This window comes from Agrobacterium sp. SORGH_AS_0745, assembly GCF_030818995.1.
GTDB classification, from domain to species: Bacteria; Pseudomonadota; Alphaproteobacteria; order Rhizobiales; family Rhizobiaceae; genus Agrobacterium; species Agrobacterium tumefaciens.
This window is the reverse complement of sequence record NZ_JAUTBI010000001.1, coordinates 730,515-751,566: the sequence shown is the minus strand read 5'-3', so window position 1 is coordinate 751,566 and position 21,052 is coordinate 730,515. Positions and strand designations below refer to the sequence as shown.

General features: G+C 59.0%; 18 protein-coding genes, 1 tRNA gene and 2 pseudogenes. 12 read left to right on the top strand and 9 right to left on the bottom strand.

Annotation, left to right across the window (positions count from 1 at the left end; genetic code table 11):
- Position 1: 1 nt before the first annotated feature.
- The 3 genes from QE432_RS03330 to QE432_RS03320 all read right to left on the bottom strand — a co-directional run bounded on the left by QE432_RS03330 (position 2) and on the right by QE432_RS03320 (position 3,507).
- Positions 2-1,567, bottom strand: coding sequence for an L-aspartate oxidase (locus QE432_RS03330; protein ID WP_111802026.1), 1,566 nt, complete (start codon positions 1,565-1,567; stop codon positions 2-4).
- Positions 1,564-2,535: a quinolinate synthase NadA gene (gene nadA, locus QE432_RS03325; RefSeq protein ID WP_013762087.1), complete on the bottom strand. Its 972-nt coding sequence runs from the start codon at positions 2,533-2,535 to the stop codon at positions 1,564-1,566. The genes QE432_RS03330 and nadA overlap by 4 nt, the downstream gene beginning before the upstream one ends.
- Before the next feature lie 69 nt (positions 2,536-2,604).
- Positions 2,605-3,507, bottom strand: coding sequence for an NUDIX hydrolase (locus QE432_RS03320; protein ID WP_306623359.1), 903 nt, complete (start codon positions 3,505-3,507; stop codon positions 2,605-2,607).
- Between the two features lie 208 nt (positions 3,508-3,715).
- On the opposite strand from QE432_RS03320, the gene QE432_RS03315 reads away from it, so the two are divergent.
- On the top strand, positions 3,716-4,090 hold the full coding sequence (locus QE432_RS03315) for a PAS domain-containing protein (RefSeq protein WP_004431894.1): 375 nt from the start codon (positions 3,716-3,718) through the stop codon (positions 4,088-4,090).
- 71 nt (positions 4,091-4,161) lie between these two features.
- Positions 4,162-4,662 carry a hypothetical protein gene (locus tag QE432_RS03310; protein ID WP_025595216.1) on the top strand — a complete coding sequence of 167 codons (501 nt, stop codon included), beginning with the start codon at positions 4,162-4,164 and terminating at the stop codon, positions 4,660-4,662.
- Between the two features lie 71 nt (positions 4,663-4,733).
- Here the strand turns inward: QE432_RS03310 and QE432_RS03305 are convergent.
- Positions 4,734-4,809: transfer RNA gene (locus QE432_RS03305), tRNA-Ala, on the bottom strand.
- 152 nt (positions 4,810-4,961) lie between these two features.
- Positions 4,962-5,351, bottom strand: coding sequence for a TIGR02300 family protein (locus QE432_RS03300; protein WP_004431900.1), 390 nt, complete (start codon positions 5,349-5,351; stop codon positions 4,962-4,964).
- A 198-nt stretch (positions 5,352-5,549) separates the two neighbouring features.
- Between QE432_RS03300 and cmk the strand changes: the two genes are divergently transcribed.
- Positions 5,550-6,230: a (d)CMP kinase gene (gene cmk, locus QE432_RS03295; RefSeq protein WP_004431904.1), complete on the top strand. Its 681-nt coding sequence runs from the start codon at positions 5,550-5,552 to the stop codon at positions 6,228-6,230.
- Positions 6,231-6,379: 149 nt separating this feature from the next.
- Positions 6,380-8,080, top strand: coding sequence for a 30S ribosomal protein S1 (gene rpsA, locus QE432_RS03290; RefSeq protein ID WP_004431908.1), 1,701 nt, complete (start codon positions 6,380-6,382; stop codon positions 8,078-8,080).
- A gap of 100 nt (positions 8,081-8,180) precedes the next feature.
- On the opposite strand, the gene QE432_RS03285 is transcribed toward rpsA, so the two are convergent.
- The 4 genes and pseudogenes from QE432_RS03285 to QE432_RS03270 form a co-directional block, all read right to left on the bottom strand.
- Positions 8,181-9,737 carry a hypothetical protein gene (locus QE432_RS03285; protein ID WP_035199937.1) on the bottom strand — a complete coding sequence of 519 codons (1,557 nt, stop codon included), beginning with the start codon at positions 9,735-9,737 and terminating at the stop codon, positions 8,181-8,183.
- A gap of 259 nt (positions 9,738-9,996) precedes the next feature.
- Complete coding sequence (locus QE432_RS03280; RefSeq protein WP_004431913.1) at positions 9,997-10,305, bottom strand: hypothetical protein; 309 nt, start codon at positions 10,303-10,305, stop codon at positions 9,997-9,999.
- Between the two features lie 50 nt (positions 10,306-10,355).
- Positions 10,356-11,589: pseudogene (locus QE432_RS03275) on the bottom strand (hypothetical protein).
- Positions 11,590-11,671: 82 nt separating this feature from the next.
- The gene (locus QE432_RS03270; protein ID WP_004431923.1) at positions 11,672-12,298 is read right to left on the bottom strand and encodes a ribonuclease D; all 627 of its coding nucleotides are present in this window, start codon (positions 12,296-12,298) and stop codon (positions 11,672-11,674) included.
- Between the two features lie 182 nt (positions 12,299-12,480).
- Between QE432_RS03270 and QE432_RS03265 the strand changes: the two genes are divergently transcribed.
- The 8 genes and pseudogenes from QE432_RS03265 to QE432_RS03230 all read left to right on the top strand — a co-directional run bounded on the left by QE432_RS03265 (position 12,481) and on the right by QE432_RS03230 (position 20,977).
- Positions 12,481-13,095, top strand: a complete 615-nt coding sequence (locus tag QE432_RS03265) for a nucleoside 2-deoxyribosyltransferase (RefSeq protein WP_025595211.1) — start codon at positions 12,481-12,483, stop codon at positions 13,093-13,095.
- On the top strand, positions 13,092-13,841 hold the full coding sequence (locus QE432_RS03260) for an SDR family oxidoreductase (protein ID WP_004431929.1): 750 nt from the start codon (positions 13,092-13,094) through the stop codon (positions 13,839-13,841). Before QE432_RS03265 ends, QE432_RS03260 begins: the two co-directional genes overlap by 4 nt.
- A gap of 555 nt (positions 13,842-14,396) precedes the next feature.
- On the top strand, positions 14,397-15,584 hold the full coding sequence (locus QE432_RS03255) for a M24 family metallopeptidase (protein ID WP_038494675.1): 1,188 nt from the start codon (positions 14,397-14,399) through the stop codon (positions 15,582-15,584).
- A 120-nt stretch (positions 15,585-15,704) separates the two neighbouring features.
- On the top strand, positions 15,705-17,309 hold the full coding sequence (locus QE432_RS03250) for an ABC transporter substrate-binding protein (protein ID WP_004431933.1): 1,605 nt from the start codon (positions 15,705-15,707) through the stop codon (positions 17,307-17,309).
- Positions 17,310-17,372: 63 nt separating this feature from the next.
- Positions 17,373-18,381 (top strand): annotated as a pseudogene (locus QE432_RS03245) (ABC transporter permease subunit).
- On the top strand, positions 18,378-19,292 hold the full coding sequence (locus QE432_RS03240; RefSeq protein WP_004431940.1) for an ABC transporter permease subunit: 915 nt from the start codon (positions 18,378-18,380) through the stop codon (positions 19,290-19,292). The pseudogene QE432_RS03245 and the gene QE432_RS03240 overlap by 4 nt, the downstream one beginning before the upstream one ends.
- A gap of 3 nt (positions 19,293-19,295) precedes the next feature.
- Positions 19,296-20,135: an ABC transporter ATP-binding protein gene (locus QE432_RS03235; RefSeq protein WP_004431942.1), complete on the top strand. Its 840-nt coding sequence runs from the start codon at positions 19,296-19,298 to the stop codon at positions 20,133-20,135.
- Entirely contained in the window at positions 20,132-20,977 is an 846-nt protein-coding gene (locus tag QE432_RS03230) for an ATP-binding cassette domain-containing protein (RefSeq protein WP_004431943.1), read from the top strand. Before QE432_RS03235 ends, QE432_RS03230 begins: the two co-directional genes overlap by 4 nt.
- The last annotated feature ends 75 nt before the right edge of the window (positions 20,978-21,052 follow it).

The window sequence follows — 21,052 nt, the reverse complement described above, 5'->3', positions numbered from 1 at the left end:
GTCAGGCGCTCCGCGCAATGCTGGAAGAAAAAAGATTGGACGATAAGAGGTCATGGGCAATGGCGATGACATCGGACAGGCAAAGCCTGCGCCTTGTGGCGGTCGCGTCCTTTTCCGGGAAGTCGTTACGGAAATGGGCCCCGCGCGATTCTCTTCGCAAGGCGGCGAAGACGGCGATTGCGAGCCCGACGATGGCGGGATCGGATGCCGGGCCGCTCTGTTCGGCCAGTGGGAGAAGTTCGCTGATCGCGCTGATCAACCCCGCTTCATGTCTGGCGATGCCGAGATGGCGGGAGACGATGGGCCGGACGACTGACGGGTCTGCTGCCGAAAGAACAGGCGTTGCGAATGGCGTGACAGCTGTCACCCGTTTTGACGCCGGTCGGGCGGCAATATCTTTTGCCGCACGCATGCCCATGGCAGCCGCCTCCAGCAGGGAGTTGCTGGCCAGCCGGTTAGCCCCGTGAAGACCGGTGCAGGCGGTTTCGCCCGCAACCCATAGGCCCGGCACGGAACTACGGCCATTACCATCCGTGGCGACGCCGCCCATGTGGTAGTGAACGGCGGGACGGACGGGCACGAGTTCGCGGGCGGGGTCTATACCAGCCTCGCGGCATAGCAGGTCGATTGACGGGAAACGCGCCGAAAAACCGCTGCCGATCGCCTTGCGGGCATCGAGAAAGACTTTGCCGCCGCGCAGGATTTCCCGGTCGATGGCGCGGGCGACAATATCGCGGGAGGCAAGTTCTGCACCCGGAACGGTCGCCATGAAACGTTCGCCGCTTTCATTGAGAAGAACGGCACCTTCGCCCCGCACTGCCTCGCTGACCAGAGCCAGCGGCCGCCGGGGAGAGGAAAGCGCCGTTGGGTGGAACTGGACGAATTCCATATCAGTGAGGATGGCTCCGGCGCGCGCGGCGAGCATGATCCCCTGTCCGAAATTGCCGGTGGGATTGGTGGTGGCCTCATACAGCCCGCCGAGGCCACCGGTCGCAAGAATGACGTTTGTGGCCGGCAGAACAAAGCTGCCCTTTTGCCCGGCGCAGATGAGACCGGCTATGGCCCCGCCTTCTGTCAGCAGCCGGCGCACCTCCGCACCTTCCAGGACTGCGATGGACGGCGTGTTGAGAACGGCGGCTGCAAGAGCCCTCACAATGGCCGCACCCGAGCCGTCACCTTCGGCATGCAGGATGCGCCGGCGGCCATGGGCGGCTTCCAGCCCGAAAACGAGCCTGCCTTGTGCATCGCGATCGAAACGAACTCCGGCTCGTTCCAGGGCATCGATGACTGCGGGGGCGGTGGAGACGATATCTGCTGCCATAGCCGCGTCACAGAGGCCGTCGCCTGCGGCGAGCGTATCGGCAAGATGCAGTGCAGTGCTGTCGTCAGCGCCAAGGCTTGCAGCAATGCCGCCCTGCGCCCAGGCGCTGGACGTTTCGCCACCGAGCGCGCCGCGGGTCAGAAGCAGGACCGGTTGCGGTGCGAGCGTCAATGCTGCCATCAGGCCGGCAATACCGCTGCCGACGATGACCGTCCTGCCCGCATATTGCGACAGAGCGTCACTCATACCGCCAGCATCCTCTCCACCGCGCGGCGGGCGGCGACCGCAACAGCCGGATCGATTGTCACCTCGTGGCGGTTTTCTTCAAGCGCTGTGCGGATATTGCCGAGCGTGATGCGCTTCATGTGCGGGCAGAGGTTGCAGGGGCGGATGAATTCGACATCGGGATGATGCACGGCGACATTGTCGCTCATCGAGCATTCCGTCAAAAGCACCACGCGGGCCGGTCTTTCCCGGCCGACATAATCCGACATGACAGCGGTCGAGCCGGAAAAATCTGCGGCCTCAACGACATCGGGCGGACATTCGGGATGCGCGAGAACGGTGATGCCGGGATGGCTTTCGCGCAATTCCCTGATGTCGTCGGCGGTGAAAAGCTCATGCACCTCGCAATGGCCGCGCCATGCGATGAGTTCGACATTGGTCTCCCGCGCTACATTCTTCGCCAGATATTCGTCCGGCAGCATCAGCACGCGCGGCACGCCGAGCGATTCCACCACCTGGCGGGCATTGCCGGAGGTGCAGCATATGTCGGAAGCCGCCTTCACCGCCGCCGAGGTATTCACGTAGGTGACGACAGGAACGCCGGGATAGGCCTTGCGCAGAAGTGCGATGTCTTCGGGCGTGATAGAATCGGCGAGCGAGCAGCCGGCGGCCATATCCGGAATAAGCACGGTTTTTCCCGGATTGAGCAGCTTTGCTGTCTCAGCCATGAAATGCACGCCGGCGAGAACGATCACATCCGCTTCTACTTCCATTGCCTTGCGCGCAAGGGCGAGGCTATCGCCAACGATATCGGCAACGCCGTGGAAGATTTCCGGCGTCTGGTAATTATGGGCGAGGATGACGGCGTTGCGCCTGCGCTTCAGATCGAGGATCGCCTCCACATCATCCTGAAAACCCATCCATTCCGCCTTGGGAATGACGCGGCTGACCCGGTCGTAAAGGCTTGCGGCAGATATCTGTTCGTTCACGGCACTCTCCCATTTATACTCTATTTGAGTATATCTACGGCAAAGAGATATTCTCATTGTGAGCATATGTCAATTGCGGGAGAGCGGCAGTTTGGTTCCGGAAAGGGCGCGTTCATCCATAACGGTCTGGCGGAATCGGAAGAGCTTTGCAGGGCGTCCGCCGGTTTCGGTCGCCATGTCGCCAGTTTCTTCCACCAGCTGCTGCTGTTCTATCAGCCGGCGGAAGTTCTGCTTGTGCAGCGTCAGACCGGCGAGCGCCTCCACCGCGCGCTGCAATTGCAGCAGGGTGAAAGCGTCGGCCATCAGTTCGAAAACTACAGGCCGGTATTTGATCTTAGCCCGGAGGCGCGCGATGCCGGTGGCAAGAATGCGGCGGTGATCGGCAAACATCGGTCTGCCGAAATTGATCCGAGGCTCACTCTGGGCTTCTTCGACCAGTCCGGCCTCATAGAGCAATTCGTAGCGCTGAAGTGTCAGTTCCTCGTTCCAGCCGCCGCCATCAAGGCCGAAGGTGAAGTCGGCGCGTAAATGGCGCTGGCCTTTGCAGGCAGGGTCGGAATCCGCCCAGCAGCGCAGCTTCTCGATGATTGTGTCCAGAACCGCCGGCCGGCCCTGCCGATGGTCTTCCCAAGGAAAATACTCGTACCAGCCATGCCAGATAGGGCGGCCATTGCCGGGCGGCTCCTGTTCGCGAACCAGCCCGAGATAACCGATCGATATGGTTCTTCCGCCAAGAATGTCATTGTTGCGGTCCCGGTCGGCGAAGGTGTAGAGTTGTTCGAGATAGCCGACGGGATGATGTGTCTGTTCGTGTATCCACTCTCTCAACCCGCTCTGAAGCGTCCTGTGTCCGAATTCAAACGGCCCTGATGGAAGTGCCGCGCCCGCCCGCACGGTCATTACCCGCGGCTCGTCCGTGGTGATGGCGGTGACGACGGCGATGAGTTCGGCGTGGGCAAGCCCTATGGTCACGGCGGCTCCTCTGGTAGATGGCGTCGGTATCGACCTTCTTTGGCACAGGAATGCCTGTTCGCCAACAAGCGGGCGGGGAAACGCGGATGCCGCCGCGCATGTAAAACTTTACGTAGCGATCAGACAAAAGAATAAGTGCTTGTGGTTAGTCGCGTATCGTCCTTTATGTTAAGACCCGCGTCAAAAGCATCCATAATGTAGAAGGCCGATGTTAGAGGATATATATCTCGAAGAAACACTTGTGGGTTATTACACCTGGAACGTGGGACAGAATCTGGTTTATCTGGATGCTGTGGCGGCTCGCCTGCGCGAATTTTCCGAAGAGAAAGCCGCCCGCGGCATTCCCGTGGAGGATTTCATAGATCAGATCGAAAGCGGCTCGCGCGCGCGCGTGGCCAAGGCGGTTTACAACTCGCTGACGAACGGCGTGTTCTATGATCAGCAATACCGCATCGAACTCAAATCCGGCGATTTTCGCTGGCTGCGGACAACGGGCAGGGTTATCCTTGATGGTGACCGCATTCCAATCATGGCGATGGGCACGGTGCGAGACATCACCTCGCGCAAGATTTTATTGATGTAATATTTATCGCGTTCGGTCTGTCTTGAAAAACGCCGATCTATTTCTTGTCGATTGTTTTGATGTGCGGTGACATGGTTCGGCAGGTTTTCATTTTGCTGTTTCAGATCGTGCTGGTCACGGGGCTTGGTATAGCCGGCATCCGCATCGCCTCGCTCATGAATGGCGAGGCGGCATATCCAGCGACTGGCCTCTCCGCAAACACGGAAACGCTGTGGACGACCTCTCCGGTCAGGGTCGATCCCCGCCATCAGAATTATGAGCGTATTCCGACCCCGCCCGATCCATACCCCCTGAAAATATATGCGGATCAGCGCCTGCGCGTTGCGTCCAACAATCGCTTCACCTTCAAAGGACAGGAGTTCCGCCTCGCCGGCGTGGAAGACATCGACCGCAACCGGGTTTGCGCCGGACCTGACGGCCGCCGTTATGCCTGCGGCCTGAACGCCTTCAAGGCGCTGGAGAACCGCCTGCGCGGCAAATATCTGGAATGCCGGGTGCTGGAAGAAGGCGGCGGCGTTCCGTCGGTGGAATGTCGGATCAACGGGCAGGATGTGCGGGCGCTCTTGCAATAGTCAACGCGAAGAACAGACAATGCCGCACGAACGCCCGTGCTGGACGATAGAAATTTGTATTTTAGAAGGTTTGGTGGAGCTAAGCGGGATCGAACCGCTGACCTCTTGCATGCCATGCAAGCGCTCTCCCAGCTGAGCTATAGCCCCATAAGGGTTCCGGCATTTCGTCCGGTTCCGGGAACCGAAGCGGCTGTTGTTCCGTTCGGTGGCGGCTTACTACTTCGGCTAATCGAAGAGTGCAAGCACAAAAAACAGCCCGGCTTCATTTTTTTGTCGCCGGGCTGGTTTATCCAATAAGATCAAGCTTCTTCGTCGTCGCCCGGTACGCCGATGATGCCGGACATGTCGTCGTCATCGTCGTCTTCGTCGGCTTCAAGGAAGGTGTCGTCGTCGTCGCCGATTTCCACGTCGTCGTCATCGTCGCCCAGGTCCGGGATATCGTCGCCGCTGTTGTCGCCGTCGGCGTCTTCCAGCGATACGAGTTCGACTTCCGTGTTTTCGGCATCGACTTCCGCGACTTCTTCTTCTTCAGCCTGCTCGAGCTTTGCCTGAGCGGTGCTTTCTTCAAAGAAAGAGAGCGGCCAGGACTTGCCGCTATAGGGAGAAACGACCGGGTCGCGGTTCAGATCGTAGAACTTCTTGCCGGTATCGGGGTCTGTGCGCTTGGTACCAAGGTCCGCTTTTGCCACTGTCTAAGCCTCAAATTGTCGAATGAGTTTCGGTGTGTACGCCGTAAAACCGGCATAGACGGTAAAATTTCTAGCCGGTCCCCTTAATCGTTGCGGTCTTTCGTGTCAAAGACAAACTTTGGAGGCCGCCCTCCCATGATGCGACTTGTATGTCAGGCTGCTCATAAAGATTGGAGGCCGACGCACTCTACTGTATTAATGATGGACGCACAGGCAGAAAGCTTCATGACCTTTACGATTGCCATAGATGGGCCAGCTGCGGCGGGCAAAGGGACCTTGTCACGCAAGATTGCGGAGACCTATGGTTTCCATCATCTCGACACCGGGCTGACCTACAGAGCCACGGCCAAGGCACTTCTTGACGCCGGCCTGTCGCTCGATGACGAGAAAGTCGCTGAAAAGGTGGCGCTGCAACTCGACCTTGCCGGCCTCGACCGCGCGGTGCTTTCAAGGCACGATATCGGCGAGGCGGCGTCCAGGATTGCGGTGATGACGCCGGTGAGGCGCGCGCTCGTGACAGCGCAGCAGCGGTTTGCGGCAAAGGAACCGGGCACGGTTCTGGATGGCCGCGACATCGGCACGGTGGTGTGCCCTGATGCGCCGGTGAAACTCTACGTCACCGCTTCGCCGGACGTGCGGGCGCGCAGGCGTTATGATGAAATTGTCGCCAACGGCAGCGTTGCAGACTACGACGCCATTTTCGCCGAGGTGAAGAAACGCGACGAGCGCGACATGGGCCGAGCCGACAGCCCGTTGAAACCGGCTGAAGACGCGCACTTGCTAGATACGTCGGAAATGAGTATAGAGGCGGCGTTTCAGGCCGCGCGGATGATTATCGACGCCGCCCTGAAGAAACAGGTTTTTCGCGGAACCGCTTGAATCGGTCCGCGTTTAGTCCGGAATTGCCTGAAGACATGTCCTTGCGCCGGGAAGCCTTTTGAAAAGGCGGGCATGGGTTCGGGTATCAACAACGCTAGCCCACCGGCGCTTTTGTATTCGCTCTCGCGCGGATGCAATCAGGAGATTTCATGTCAGTATCTACCCCCACGCGCGAAGATTTCGCAGCGCTTCTCGAAGAATCCTTTGCCTCTAACGATCTTGCCGAAGGCTATGTTGCCAAGGGTATCGTGACGGCAATCGAGAAGGACGTTGCCATCGTCGACGTTGGCCTCAAGGTTGAAGGCCGCGTACCGTTGAAGGAATTCGGCGCGAAGTCCAAGGACGGCACGCTGAAGGTCGGCGACGAAGTCGAAGTTTACGTCGAGCGCATCGAAAACGCACTCGGCGAAGCCGTTCTGTCGCGCGAGAAGGCTCGCCGCGAAGAAAGCTGGGTCAAGCTCGAAGCCAAGTTCGAAGCTGGCGAGCGCGTCGAAGGCGTTATCTTCAACCAGGTCAAGGGTGGTTTCACCGTCGATCTGGACGGCGCCGTTGCCTTCCTTCCGCGTTCGCAGGTCGACATCCGTCCGATCCGCGACGTTACCCCGCTGATGCACAACCCGCAGCCCTTCGAAATCCTCAAGATGGACAAGCGTCGCGGCAACATCGTTGTCTCGCGCCGCACGGTTCTCGAAGAGTCCCGCGCCGAGCAGCGTTCTGAAATCGTTCAGAACCTCGAAGAAGGCCAGGTTGTTGACGGCGTCGTCAAGAACATCACCGATTACGGTGCGTTCGTTGACCTCGGCGGCATCGACGGCCTGCTGCACGTTACCGACATGGCATGGCGCCGCGTCAACCATCCTTCGGAAATCCTCAACATTGGCCAGCAGGTCAAGGTTCAGATCATCCGCATCAACCAGGAAACCCACCGTATCTCGCTCGGCATGAAGCAGCTCGAGTCCGATCCGTGGGATGGCATCTCCGCCAAGTACCCGGTTGGCAAGAAGATCTCCGGTACGGTCACGAACATCACCGACTACGGTGCATTCGTAGAGCTGGAGCCGGGCATCGAAGGCCTGATCCACATTTCCGAAATGTCCTGGACCAAGAAGAACGTACATCCCGGCAAGATCCTGTCCACGAGCCAGGAAGTTGACGTTGTCGTTCTCGAAGTCGATCCGTCCAAGCGCCGTATCTCGCTCGGCCTCAAGCAGACGCTGGAAAACCCGTGGCAGGCATTTGCCTTCAGCCATCCGGCCGGCACTGAAGTCGAAGGCGAAGTCAAGAACAAGACCGAATTCGGCCTGTTCATCGGCCTCGAAGGCGATGTCGACGGCATGGTTCACCTGTCGGATCTCGACTGGAACCGTCCGGGCGAACAGGTCATCGAAGAGTTCAACAAGGGTGACGTGGTCAAGGCCGTCGTTCTCGATGTTGACGTCGAGAAGGAACGCATCTCGCTCGGCATCAAGCAGCTCGGCAAGGATGCTGTCGGTGAAGCCGCAACGTCCGGCGACCTGCGCAAGAACGCAGTCGTTTCGTGCGAAGTCATCGCCGTTAACGACGGTGGCGTGGAAGTGAAGCTCGTCAACCACGAGGACATCACCTCCTTCATCCGCCGCAACGACCTCGCACGCGATCGTGACGATCAGCGTCCGGAGCGTTTCGCAGTTGGCCAGGTTTTCGACGCTCGCGTCGTCAACTTCTCGAAGAAGGACCGCAAGGTCATGCTTTCGATCAAGGCTCTGGAAATCGCTGAAGAGAAGGAAGCCGTCGCACAGTTCGGTTCGTCCGACTCTGGCGCTTCGCTCGGCGACATCCTCGGTGCGGCTCTGAAGAACCGCAGCGAATAATCGCTAGAGATCGTTTGATATAAAGAACCCGCCGGAATTTTCCGGCGGGTTTTTTGTTGGCTACAGTGTTCGTGGCACAGGCCAATGGGCGGCGCGGAATTCAGTGCATGCCACTCATCTTGAGGTAATAATTTTCCGCACTGTCGTCGAAAGCCGCTGTCCGCGGATTTTCCCCATCCCCAATCTCGTCATTGGCGGCCACCCGCTCTTCCATCTCGTCTTGACCGTCGGGATTTTCGCCCTCCGCCTCGCCATTCGCTTCATCCTCGGAAAATGGACCACGGCCGCGATGCGGCGTTTCCGATTCGTGGTCCTCTTCCGCCGGTGGGTATGCGACGAGCGGTAACGGCGTGCCGTCTTTTGCCAGAGCTGCAGCGATCAGCGATTGCGAGGCCGTTTGTTCCAGCATCGCCATTCTTGCTTCCGGGTCGAGAGCGGCGCGGGGCATGGGCTGGGCTTCTGGCCGGTTGGTAATCGTCTCCGTTTCCTCCCCGGTCGGGTGGATGGGCGCTGCGAGGGCAGTTTTTTCGGCAGGCTGCTCTTCGAGTGGTTGCGGTACGGCGCCCGGTGGCGTGGCGGAAAGCTGGGCAGCGGTGGTGGCCTTGGCGGGAAGTTTGCCGGCCACTGCAGCAAGGAGCAGGTTTTCCATATCCTTGGCGCCAGCCGTGGACTGTCCGGATGGCGGGTTCAAGGTAGTGCGGATTTCCCTCGGCTCCAGCTTCATCGTGTCCCGATGCTGAAGTGCAGGGCGCATCTCGGCGTTCTCAGCCCGTGGCGGATTTGCCGGGCGGGCATCTGTCGAAGCTTCTTTTGTTGTGCTGCCCGTTTGCGGCTGAGGCGAGCGTACGGTGCTTTCGGCGGCTTTCCCTTCCGGTTTTGCCGAATCGTGCGGAGAGTCGGACATGTCGGCAGGTGGGGCGGGAAGATTGGCCTGCGGGCCTTGCGGCGCTGCCTGCGCCGCAACCATGGCTTTTATTGCGGCGGCGCTTTGGGCAAGCGGGCCGATGAGCATAGGCAACAGCCGGCCGGGCGCGGCGGCGGTTGCCGGTTGTGCTGTTGTTGTGGTGGTCGTTGCCGGGTTTGGGCGGCCGTCAGCACTCTGGCTCGGGCCGTTCTGCTGTCTCGCTTGCACTGGCTGCGCGGTCACCGGATTGGCCGAATTGTTCTGCTGATAAGAGGACACCACCGCCTTCGCCGCAAGATCCGTTCCCTTGTAGCGGGAAAGTTCGATCAGCAGCGCAAGCCTTGCGGCATCCGGCCCGGTTGGCTGTTTCAGGATTTCTGCGAGCATCGAAAGGCTCAACCCCTGCAGGACTTTGCTGACCTGTTGTTCCAGCGCCAGGCGCTGCGGTGCGGGCAGGGCGCGCAGCGCATCCGTCAGACGCATCACATAGGTTTGAATGGCTTCGCCGTCGCGCCTTGGGAGGTTCATCAGCTTGCCAAGCGCCTCCGCCAGAACGGCGGTGCTGCGGGAAAGCTGATATTCGCTGGCGAGAGAGGTGACTGCGGCTTTGGCGAAAAGACTGCTGCCATTGTCGGGAGCAAGATTGCTTGCCTGCGGCTGCACGGCCTCCTTCGGCTCCCCGCGCTGCGTCTGCGAGGCTGCGGCTCCATAGGCGGCATCGGCTGCCGGAATTTTCGGTACAGGCGGTAACATGCTGCGCTCCGTTCCTATCGATTACCGCCGCTGGCTGCGAAAGGGCCAGTCCCTGGCTCTCTGATCCGCATTTGGCCTATGTTGAAAGATTGCCGCGCCGGTGATGTACAGGTGTCATCTCGCCCGCTCATGCGGGAGCGCCGTGTGCGTCGCTGGCAGGAATGCCAGCTCTTCGCGATGCACACAGAATCATCAACCCTGAGTCTGGGCCGTAGATATTAAGAATTCGCTAACCATAAAAATCGTGTCGATATGGCAATCAGGGAGAGACGCTGATGAACATGCGGTAAAGCCCGTTATCGTCGGAATTGACCGATGAAATATGGTCCGGTTCGCTATCCGCTGCCTCAAAGGCTTCCGGTGGCATCGCGTCGAGCCAGCTTGCCTTGGGAAAACCTCTCTCGGGGCGATTTTCCACGGGGGCGATGAGGTTGTCTTCCTCGCTTGCGGCAACGAAATTGTCGTCATTCGGCGCCAGCGGCGGAGCGGCGATGGAGAGCAGCGCTTGCGCCGCATTTGGTTCGGCATCGAGGCCGGCGCTGCCGGATATGCCGGAAATTTGAGACATGTTTGAACTCACATCATGTTTCGCTCAAGTGACTATCGGTAGCGGCGAGATCATGCCGCCTTCTTCTTCAGCAGTGCATAAATTCCATTGTCGTCTATCGAGATCGGCAAAATGGCGCTGCGGGCGTTATCGACGACTGCCTGAACATCAAGCAGTTTTTCGGCGTCGTCTTTCTGATCGGCTTCCGTCTTGGTTGCGGCGTCTGTCTCTGCGGGTTCGTTGTCATTTTCAGCCTGGGCCGTTTCGCTTGATGGCGTTGCCGCGAGCACGGAGATAAGGGCGATTTCCGATGAAATATCGACCGGGCCTTGCCCGTCAGTGCCTTGCGCTTTTTCTTCGGCGGCAGCGTCTATGTGTTCCTTCACGACGTCCTGAAGTTTTTGCACATCCTCCAGCTTGCCCTGTGCGTCTCGGGTCTGGATATCCTCTTCCCGCTCCGCCGCAACTTCGGCATCGTTGATTTCGCCCATGCGGTTTTTGCCGCGTTCGGCCTGCAATTCTTCCTTGGTTTTCGGATCGGCAACGTCTTCCAGGCGCTGGATGACCTTCATGGTTTCCCGTGTCATGAATTGGGTGCCCTGCGCCTGATCGTTCAGCGCATTCTTCACGGCGCGTGCCGCATCGCCAAATGGGTTTGCGATTGCGGCGATCATCTGCTGCGCGGAAATACCAAGTTCCTTGAGGCCAGTCGATTCTTCGAGATCATTGACATTTTTGGGTGCGGTGGCGCGCACTGCCAATGATTGCTTTCGACATCTGCACGCCGAAATCTTCTTCCTTGCCGCTCAGGCCGGCATTTTGGGCAATGCGTGCGGCAAGTGCTGCCATGGGCGCGGTCTTGGCAGTTACGCCGTTATTCAGGACTTCCACGACCTGCGCTTCCGAAACGCCGAAGGATTTCAGCGAAATCGTCGTGGCTTTTCCTGCCGCATCGGTTTTTTCAAAGCCGTCGGTCAGGGTCAGCGCGTCCTGAAGCCTTTGTGCGAAAGCGGCGTTCGATTCATTGTTTTCCTGGGTGATGCCAAGCGCAGACGAGAAACGGGAGACAAGCGAGGCGAAGGCATCGCCATCAGGCTTCATGGCGCCGAACAGATAGGCGCTTATCTTTTCATTGGCAACGCGATGGCTTTGGTCCGGCTGCGGCTGGGTCTTTATCGTCTCGTCTTTTTTGGTACCGTTCGCTTTTTCCTGCTCTTCGCGATGGCGTTCCTCAATGGTTTCCACCATCGACCGCATGAGGTCGCTGACTGCAATGCTTGCCGTCTGCTGCAACGGTGTAATCATCTGGAAGTCCCCGGCCACCCAAAGTTGCGGCCGAGAATAGGCAGTTTCGGTAAATCAGTCCTTAAACGAAGCGTGAAACCGCTCAGCTATGGGCGAAGATATCCGTTTCGTCCCAGCCCAGAAGATCGAGCTTGGCACGGGTCGGCAGAAACGCGAAACAGGCATCGGCATGATCGAGGCGACCATCACGCACGAGGCGGTGTGTCAGCTTGTCGCGCAGCGCATGCAAATGCAGCACATCGGATGCAGCATATTCGAGCTGTGCGGGTGACAGTTTTTCTGCTGCCCAGTCGGACGATTGCTGCGCCTTGGAGATGTCGACCTCAAGCATTTCCTTCAGATTGTCCTTCAGCCCGTGCCGGTCGGTATAGGTGCGGGTCAGGCGGGAGGCGATCTTGGTGCAGAAAACCGGCGTCGTCGTCACACCGAACGTGTGGAACAGAACGGCGATATCGAAACGGCCATAGTGAAAAATCTTCTGCCGGGCAGGGTCTGCAAGCATATGGGTGAGGTTTGGAGCCTCCTTCTGGCCGGCGGCGATGCGGATGACATCCGCCGTACCGTCTCCAGGAGAAAGCTGAACGACACAGAGACGGTCGCGGCGTGGCACCAGCCCCAGTGTTTCCGTATCGATTGCGATGGCGCCAAGGTAGCGTGCGGCATCTGCGGCGGAAATATCGCCTTCGTGATAACGGATGGTTGCTGCCATTGTCTTGCTCCGGGAATGTCCAGTTCGTTGCTCCGGCTATAACGGAAAGACAGGTTTGACGATACCGTTTTGTAGGTCGCTCCGACGCGCCTTGGCGCATGTCCCCTTGGTACTTGCGTTTGCGAAAGTCTCCGGGTTAGGTTTGCGGAAATCCTGTTTCTCCAAATTGTATGAAATTTCCTATGACAAAGAAAATCTATCTCGCCGGGCCGGAGGTCTTCCTCCCGAATGCCCGTGAAATGCTCGACCTCAAGGCCTCGCTTGCACGCGAGGCCGGGTTTACGCCGCTTTCGCCGGGCGATTTGGAAATTCCGCCCGCGGACACGAAAATCGGCCACGGCTGCAACATCAATGCCATAGACGAGCGGATGATGCTGGAAGCGGATGCGGTCATCGCCAATCTCACGCCGTTTCGCGGCATCGCCGCCGATACGGGAACGAGCTACGAACTGGGGTTCATGTGCGCGCTGGGCAAGCCGGTTTTCGCCTACACCAATGTCGCGGCCAATCACTTCACCCGCATCAAGGCGCAATATAACGGTGTTGCCGCAATCGATGAAACAGGGCGCTATCGCGGCCCGGACGGTTTGTCGATCGAGAATTTCGACATGGTCGACAATCTCATGCTGCACGGCGGAATTTTGCGGCGTGGCGGCGTCGTCATCGTTGGCAACGCGACGGCAGAGGCCCTTTATACGGATCTCGAGGCGTATAAGCGCTGTCTGGCGGCCGCCGCTGAAAAATTACTGACACAGACTGATCCCGACAGAACGAATTTACTGGAGACATCATCATGAGCGGTACCATCCTCATCACCGGCGCCACGTCCGGCTTCGGACAGGCCACGGCGCGGCGCTTCGTCAAGGAAGGCTGGAAGGTCATTGGCACAGGTCGGCGGGCGGAACGGCTGGAGGCCCTGGCGCAAGAACTCGGCTCCGCCTTTCACGGCGCTGCCTTCGATGTTACCGACGAAGATGCCACTAAAAAGGCACTTGCGGCTTTGCCGGAAGGTTTCCGGGACATCGATATTCTCGTCAACAATGCGGGGCTTGCGCTCGGCACCGCACCTGCACCGCAGGTGCCGCTGAAAGACTGGCAGACCATGGTGAACACCAACATCACCGGTCTTTTGAACATCACCCACCATCTTTTGCCCACGTTGATCGACCGCAAGGGCATTGTCATCAACCTTTCCTCGGTAGCTGCGCACTGGCCCTATGCGGGCGGCAATGTCTATGCCGGAACGAAAGCCTTCCTGCGGCAATTCTCGCTAGGTCTGCGCTCCGACCTGCATGGCAAGGGCGTGCGCGTCACCTCGATCGAACCGGGCATGTGCGAAACGGAATTCACGCTTGTTCGCACCGGCGGCAATCAGGATGCCTCGGACAATCTTTACAAGGGCGTCAATCCGATCACGGCCGAGGATATCGCCAATACGATCCATTGGGTCGCCTCGCAGCCCAAACATATCAACATCAACAGCCTCGAACTCATGCCGGTCAACCAGTCCTTTGCCGGTTTTCAAGTGCATCGGGAAAGTTGATTTCCAACGTCTTCTGCGGGAGTGCTAAAAAACAAAGCAGGAATTTTCGAGCTATGCAAAAATGCAATGCTGCATTGCGAGGCTTGCTCTGTTAAAAATCGCGGATACCGCTATATTCAAAACATCGAAGCGACGCACTCCTCCTCCCAGTGTCGCTCGATGCGGATCGGTGGTACTCCTCCTCCCAATCACCGATCAAGTTTGAAGCCTGCCGCACCTCCTCCCGCGGCAGGCTTTTTCCTTTTCTGGGCTTCTTTTTCCAATGCATCTTGCGGTGAGGTTTCTGCGCGCCGTCTGCGCCCGGATGACCGATACCCCGCTTTTCCCCTTAAGTTTTCGGGGGATTTCTGATTTTCCCGTCAAGGCGATGATTGTCGAAATCGGGCGCGTGTCGATCACGATTTCGTTATGTCTAGATGAATATGCACAGTTTTGTGGCGGTGCATCGTCCTGGCCCATTGCTTAGGCCCCGGCCTGTGTTTAAGCATTGGCAAAAGAACGCTTGGGAGTTGCCGACACGCTTGTGTCTGTGCGCCTGAAAGCGGCGGGGAGAGAATGGCAGACTTTCAAGAGGCGCTGAAGCGGTTTCAGCCGATCGCGGTTTCATCGATCGCTGAAGACGAGCTCGGGTTGCGGTTGCGCGGCCTGCAAGCGCAGCTAATCCAGCAAAATATCAAGGCGGTCTGGCTCGATGCATCATCGTCGCTGACCTATTATACTGGCCTGTCGCTTGGTCTTTCGGAGCGCATTCACGGCGCCCTGGTGCCGGCAGAAGGCAAGCCGGTCTATGTCAGTCCGGCATTTGAGGAGCCGAAACTACGGACGATGATCCGTATCGAGGGCGAAGTTGCCGTCTGGGAAGAGGATGAAAGTCCTTTTGACCTGATGGCAAAGCGCATCGAAGCGCTCGGCTGTCCCGGCCACCTTGTCGCGATCGATCCTGCCACTCCTTTCGTTTTCGCATCGGCCCTGATGCAGCGTCTGGAAGGCCGCATCATTTCCGCCCAGCCGATGATTGTCGCACAGCGGCAGGTCAAATCCGCAGCCGAGATTGCCATCATCCAGGCGGCGATGGATGCGAGCTACGGCGTGCAGAAGGCCGTGTTCGAGGGGCTGCGTCCCGGCATATCCACCACGGAAGTGGCTGACTTCGTTAACGCCGCACATGTTGCGCTTGGCATGAAGCCGCTTTTCGTGGCGGTTCAGTTCGGCGAGGCGACGGCTTATCCGCATGGCGTGCCCTATGCGCAGACGCTTGTTGACGGCGACATGGTGCTGGTCGATCTCGGCGGCATCCTTCATGGCTATCGTTCGGATATCACCCGCACCTATGTGTTCGGCCAGCCGACGGAACGGCAGCGTTTTCTCTGGAACGCCGAGCGGGACGCGCAGGCTGCTGCCTTTGACGCGGCCCGGGTCGGTGCTGCCTGCTCGGACGTGGACAAGGCCGCGCGCGACAGCCTGAAGGCGGCCGGTTTTGGGCCGGATTATCAGGTTCCGGGTCTACCGCATCGCACCGGCCATGGGCTTGGGCTGGATATTCACGAAGAACCCTATATCGTTGCAGGAAATGCCACGGCACTTCAGCCGGGAATGTGCTTTTCCATCGAGCCGATGCTGTGCGTTTATGGGGAATGCGGCGTCCGTCTCGAGGATATAGCTTATATGACGGAGGCGGGACCACGCTGGTTCTGCCCGCCGGAAAAGAACCTCGACCGGCTGTTCCAGCCGGTCGCCGGGTAATTGGTCGGGAGGCACAGGACCGAACGGCGACACGGGGCTCCGCGTCGTCGCTGACCAGGACAGGTAGGCCCCTTAAAACGGGGTCGCATAAACTCAGAAAAAGAGGGAAAGGACCACCAGATGAAAACGCTGACCCGCAGTTTGCTTATAGCCTCTGCGCTTGCGATGGCTTCCGCCGTGCCCGCCATGGCGAAGACCTTCGTTTATTGCTCCGAGGCATCTCCGGAAGGCTTCGATCCTTCGCCTTACACCGCCGGCGGCACCTTCGATGCCTCCGCGCATCCGGTCTACAACCGTCTGACCGAGTTCAAGAAGGGCACGACCGAAGTTGAGCCAGGCCTTGCCGAAAAGTGGGAAGTTTCGAGCGATGGCCTCGAATACACGTTCCACCTGCGCAAGGGCGTAAAGTGGCACTCCAACGAGAAGTTCACGCCAAGCCGCGATTTCAACGCCGATGATGTGATCTTCAGCTACAACCGCCAGGGTGACACAAAGAACCCGTGGAACCAGTATATCGCAGGCATCACCTACGAATATTACAACTCCATGGAAATGCCGTCGCTGATCAAGGAAATCGTCAAGGTTGACGATTACACCGTGAAGTTCGTGCTGACCCGTCCTGAAGCTCCGTTCCTTGCCAATATCGCGATGCCTTTCGCTTCGATCGTTTCGAAGGAATATGCTGATACGCTTGATAAGGCCGGCACCAAGGAAGACTTCAACAACCTGCCGATCGGCACCGGCCCGTTCAAGTTCGTCGCCTATCAGAAGGACGCGGTCATCCGCTACCAGAAGAACGCCGACTACTGGGGCGAAGCTCCGAAGATCGACGATCTGATCTTCGCGATCACGCCGGACGCTGCCGTTCGTCTGCAGAAGCTGAAGGCTGGCGAATGCCACCTTATGCCTTATCCGGCCCCGGCCGACCTCGCCACCATTCGTGCCGATTCCAACCTCAAGCTCGATGAACAGCCGGGCCTGAACGTTGCCTACTTCGCCTACAACACCACTGTTGCACCTTTCGACAAGCCGGAAGTCCGCAAGGCGCTGAACATGGCGATGAACAAGCAGGCCATCATCGACGCCGTATTCCAGGGTGCCGGCACGGTTGCCAAGAACCCGATCCCGCCGACGATGTGGTCCTACAACGACAGCATCAAGGACGATCCTTACGATCCGGAAGCTGCCAAGAAGGCTCTCGAAGCCGCTGGCGTCAAGGATCTGACGATGAAGATCTGGGCGATGCCGGTTCAGCGTCCATACATGCCGAATGCCCGCCGCACCGCCGAGCTGATCCAGTCGGATTTCGCGAAGGTTGGCGTCAAGGCCGAGATCGTCTCCTTCGAATGGGGTGAATACCTCAAGAAGTCGACTGAAGTGAACCGCGACGGTGCCGTCATCCTCGGCTGGACCGGCGACAACGGTGACCCTGATAACTTCATGGGCGTTCTGCTTTCCTGCGCTGCAACCGGCGAAGGCGGTGCAAACCGTGCTCAGTGGTGCAATAAGGAGTTCTCCGAACTGCTTTCCAAGGCAAAGCAGACCACTGACGTTGCCGAGCGCACAAAGCTTTATGAGCAGGCGCAGGTGATCTTCAAGGAACAGGCTCCGTGGGCGACGCTTGCGCACTCCACGCAGTTCGTTCCGATGTCCGCCAAGGTTTCCGGCTTCACCATGAGCCCGCTTGGCGACTTCACCTTCGAATCCGTCGATATCGCTGAGTAATCCCAAACAACAGGACGCGCGGAAGAACTCAGGTTCTTTCGCGCGTCTTTTCAGGAAAAAACCATGATCCGGTTCATTTTCGGCAAACTTCTCTATCTCGTTCCGACATTTCTCGGGATTACCATCGTTGCCTTTGCCTTCGTTCGCGTCCTGCCGGGCGATCCCGTGCTGTTGATGGCGGGTGAGCGCGGCATTTCGCCCGAGCGGCATGCACAACTTGCCGAACAGCTCGGCTTCAGCCAGCCTATCTGGCAGCAATATCTCCATTTTCTGGGGCGGCTGCTTCAGGGTGATCTCGGCAATTCGCTGGTCACCAAGAAACCCGTTCTGACCGAGTTCCTGGCGCTCTTTCCCGCGACAGTCGAGCTTGGCCTCGTCGCCATCATCCTCGCCACACTGATCGGTGTGCCGGTCGGCGTCATCGCCGCCATCCGCCGTGGCTCGTGGTTCGACCAGATCTCCATGACGACGGCGCTGGTTGGCTTCTCCATGCCTATCTTCTGGTGGGGCCTGCTGCTCATCATCATGTTCTCCGGCATCCTGCAATGGACACCGGTGTCGGGCCGTATCTCGTTGATGTATTTCTTCCCTTCCGTCACCGGTTTCATGCTGATCGACAGCCTGATTTCAGGGCAGAAGGGTGCTTTCGCTTCGGCTCTGTCACATCTCATCCTGCCTTCGGTGGTGCTTGCCACCATCCCGCTTGCAGTTATTGCCCGCCAGACACGGTCGGCAAATGCTCGAAGTCCTCGGTGAGGATTATGTGCGGACAGCGCGTGCAAAGGGCATGTCGCCGTCCCGTGTCGTCGGCGTTCACGCATTGCGCAACGCCATGATCCCGGTCATCACCACCATCGGCCTGCAGATCGGTGTGCTGATGGCGGGTGCAATCCTGACCGAAACCATCTTCTCCTGGCCGGGCATCGGCAAGTGGATGATCGATTCCATCTCGCGCCGCGACTATCCGGTCGTGCAGAGCGGCCTGCTTCTGATCGCGGGTCTGGTGATGATCGTCAACCTGCTTGTCGATCTCACCTATGGCCTCATCAATCCAAGGATCCGTCACAAATGAGCGATGTGACCACAGCTCCCGGCGTCAGGCTTTCCGACGCCGCCATCCGCCGCCGGATGATCGCCGATTTCTGGTTCTACTTCCGCCAGAACCGTGGCGCCGTCGTCGGCCTTGCCGTCTTCCTTCTTCTGGTTCTGATCGCGGTTTTCGCAGCCGTGATTGCCCCGCATGACCCGACCCAGCAATATAGAGACGCGTTGCTCGTCCCGCCGGTCTGGCAGGATGGAGGCCGTACCGCATTCCTGCTCGGCACCGACGCTGTCGGCCGCGACATGCTGTCCCGACTGATCTATGGCGCGCAATATTCGCTGTTCATCGGCGTCGTCGTTGTTTCCATCGCCCTTGTCGGCGGCATTGTCATCGGTCTCGTCGCCGGCTTCTTCGGCGGCTGGGTGGACACTGTCATCATGCGCGTGATGGACGTCATCCTGGCGTTTCCATCGCTGCTTCTGGCACTGGTGCTGGTTGCGATCCTGGGTCCGGGGTTGACCAACGCCATGATCGCGATTGCCATCGTCTATCAGCCGCATTTCGCGCGTCTGACGCGTGCAGCTGTCATGAGCGAGCTTCGGCGTGAATATGTCACCGCCGCCCGTGTGGCGGGTGCCGGCAATTTCCGGCTGATGTTCAAGACGATTTTGCCGAACTGCCTTGCACCTTTGATCGTGCAGGCGACGCTCTCCTTCTCATCTGCCGTTCTCGATGCGGCGGCTCTCGGCTTCCTCGGCATGGGCGCGCAGCCGCCCGCATCCGAATGGGGCACGATGCTGGCCGAAGCCCGCGAGTTCATCCTGCGCGCCTGGTGGGTCGTTACCCTTCCCGGCCTGACGATTCTCGTATCGGTGCTCGCCATCAACCTGATGGGTGACGGGCTGCGCGATGCGCTCGATCCCAAACTGAAGCGGAGCTAAGCGATGAGCCTGCTGAAAATCAAGAACCTCACCGTCAAGTTCGCCACCGCCACCGGCGCGTTCACGGCCGTCAACGGCATCGACGTCTCCGTGGACAAGCATGAGGTGCTGGCCATCGTCGGCGAGTCCGGTTCCGGCAAGTCGGTATCCATGCTCGCCGTCATGGGGCTTTTGCCCGATACGGCGACGATCACCGCCGACGAGATGATCTTCGATGGTATAAACCTGCTGGCCATGTCGCCGCAGGAGCGCCGCAAGCTGATCGGCCGTGAGATCACCATGATCTTCCAGGAGCCAGTTGCGTCGCTCAACCCGTCCTTTACGGTCGGTTTCCAGATCGAGGAGGTGCTGCGCCTCAATCTCGGCATGGGCCGGTCTGCGGCGCGTGCACGCGCACTGGAGCTGTTCCGGTCCGTCGGTATTCCCGATCCGGAAACCAAGCTCAATGCCTATCCGCACCAGATGTCCGGCGGTCAATGCCAGCGTGTGATGATCGCCATCGCCATCGCTTCCAAACCGCGTCTCTTGATCGCCGACGAGCCGACCACCGCGCTCGACGTGACGATCCAGAAACAGATCCTCGATCTGTTGATGGATCTGCAGGAAGAATACGGCATGGCGCTGATCCTCATCACCCATGACATGGGTGTCGTGGCCGAAACAGCAGACCGCGTGGTCGTGCAATATAAGGGCCGCAAGATGGAGGAAGCGGATGTGCTGAGCCTGTTTGAGGCCCCGCAACATCCCTATACCAAGGCATTGCTTTCCGCGCTGCCGGAACATGCGACCGGCGACCGCCTGCCCACGGTTTCCGACTTCTTCGGCAAGGAGGGCGTTCAATGAGCATCGTTGTCGAAGGCAAGGGCATTACCCGCCATTATCACGTTCCGGGCGGCCTGTTCGGCGGAGCAAAGACCGTGCAGGCGCTGAAAGGCATCGATTTTGCCGTCGAGCGCGGCAAGACGCTCGCCATCGTCGGCGAGTCCGGTTCCGGCAAATCGACGCTTGCGCGCATCATCGCGCTGATCGACCCGGCATCCGGTGGCGAGCTGAAGATCGACGGCCAGCCGGTCGATATCGCAAAGCGCCGTCCCGGCACGGACATGCGCTCCAAGGTGCAGATGGTGTTCCAGAACCCCTATGGTAGCCTCAATCCGCGCCAGAAGGTTGGCGACGTGTTGATGGAGCCGCTTGTCATCAACACCAAAATGCCGGCGTCCGAGCGTCGTGAGCGGGCTGAAGCCATGCTCGTGAAGGTTGGACTGGGTCCCGAACACTTCAACCGATATCCGCACATGTTTTCTGGCGGCCAACGGCAGCGCATCGCGATTGCGCGGGCGCTGATGCTCAACCCCGCACTTCTGGTGCTGGACGAGCCTGTCTCGGCACTCGATCTTTCAGTGCAGGCGCAGGTGCTAAACCTGCTGAGAGATCTCCAGGAAGAGTTCGAGCTGACCTACGTCTTCGTCAGCCACGACCTTTCCGTCGTTCGCTATATCGCCGATGACGTCATGGTTATCTCGAAGGGTGTAGCCGTGGAGCAGGGCACGCGCGAGGAACTATTTGCCGATCCGAAGCACGCCTATACACGCCAGCTTTTTGCCGCCACTCCGGTAACGGATGTAGACGCCATCCGCGCCCGCGTGGAGCGCCGCAAGGCGGCACGGCAGGCTGCGACTGCTTGAGATCGACGATTGACCGATGAATAAGTGGAACAGGCCGGATTTCCGGCCTGTTGTTTTTTCAGGACTTCAAAAGAT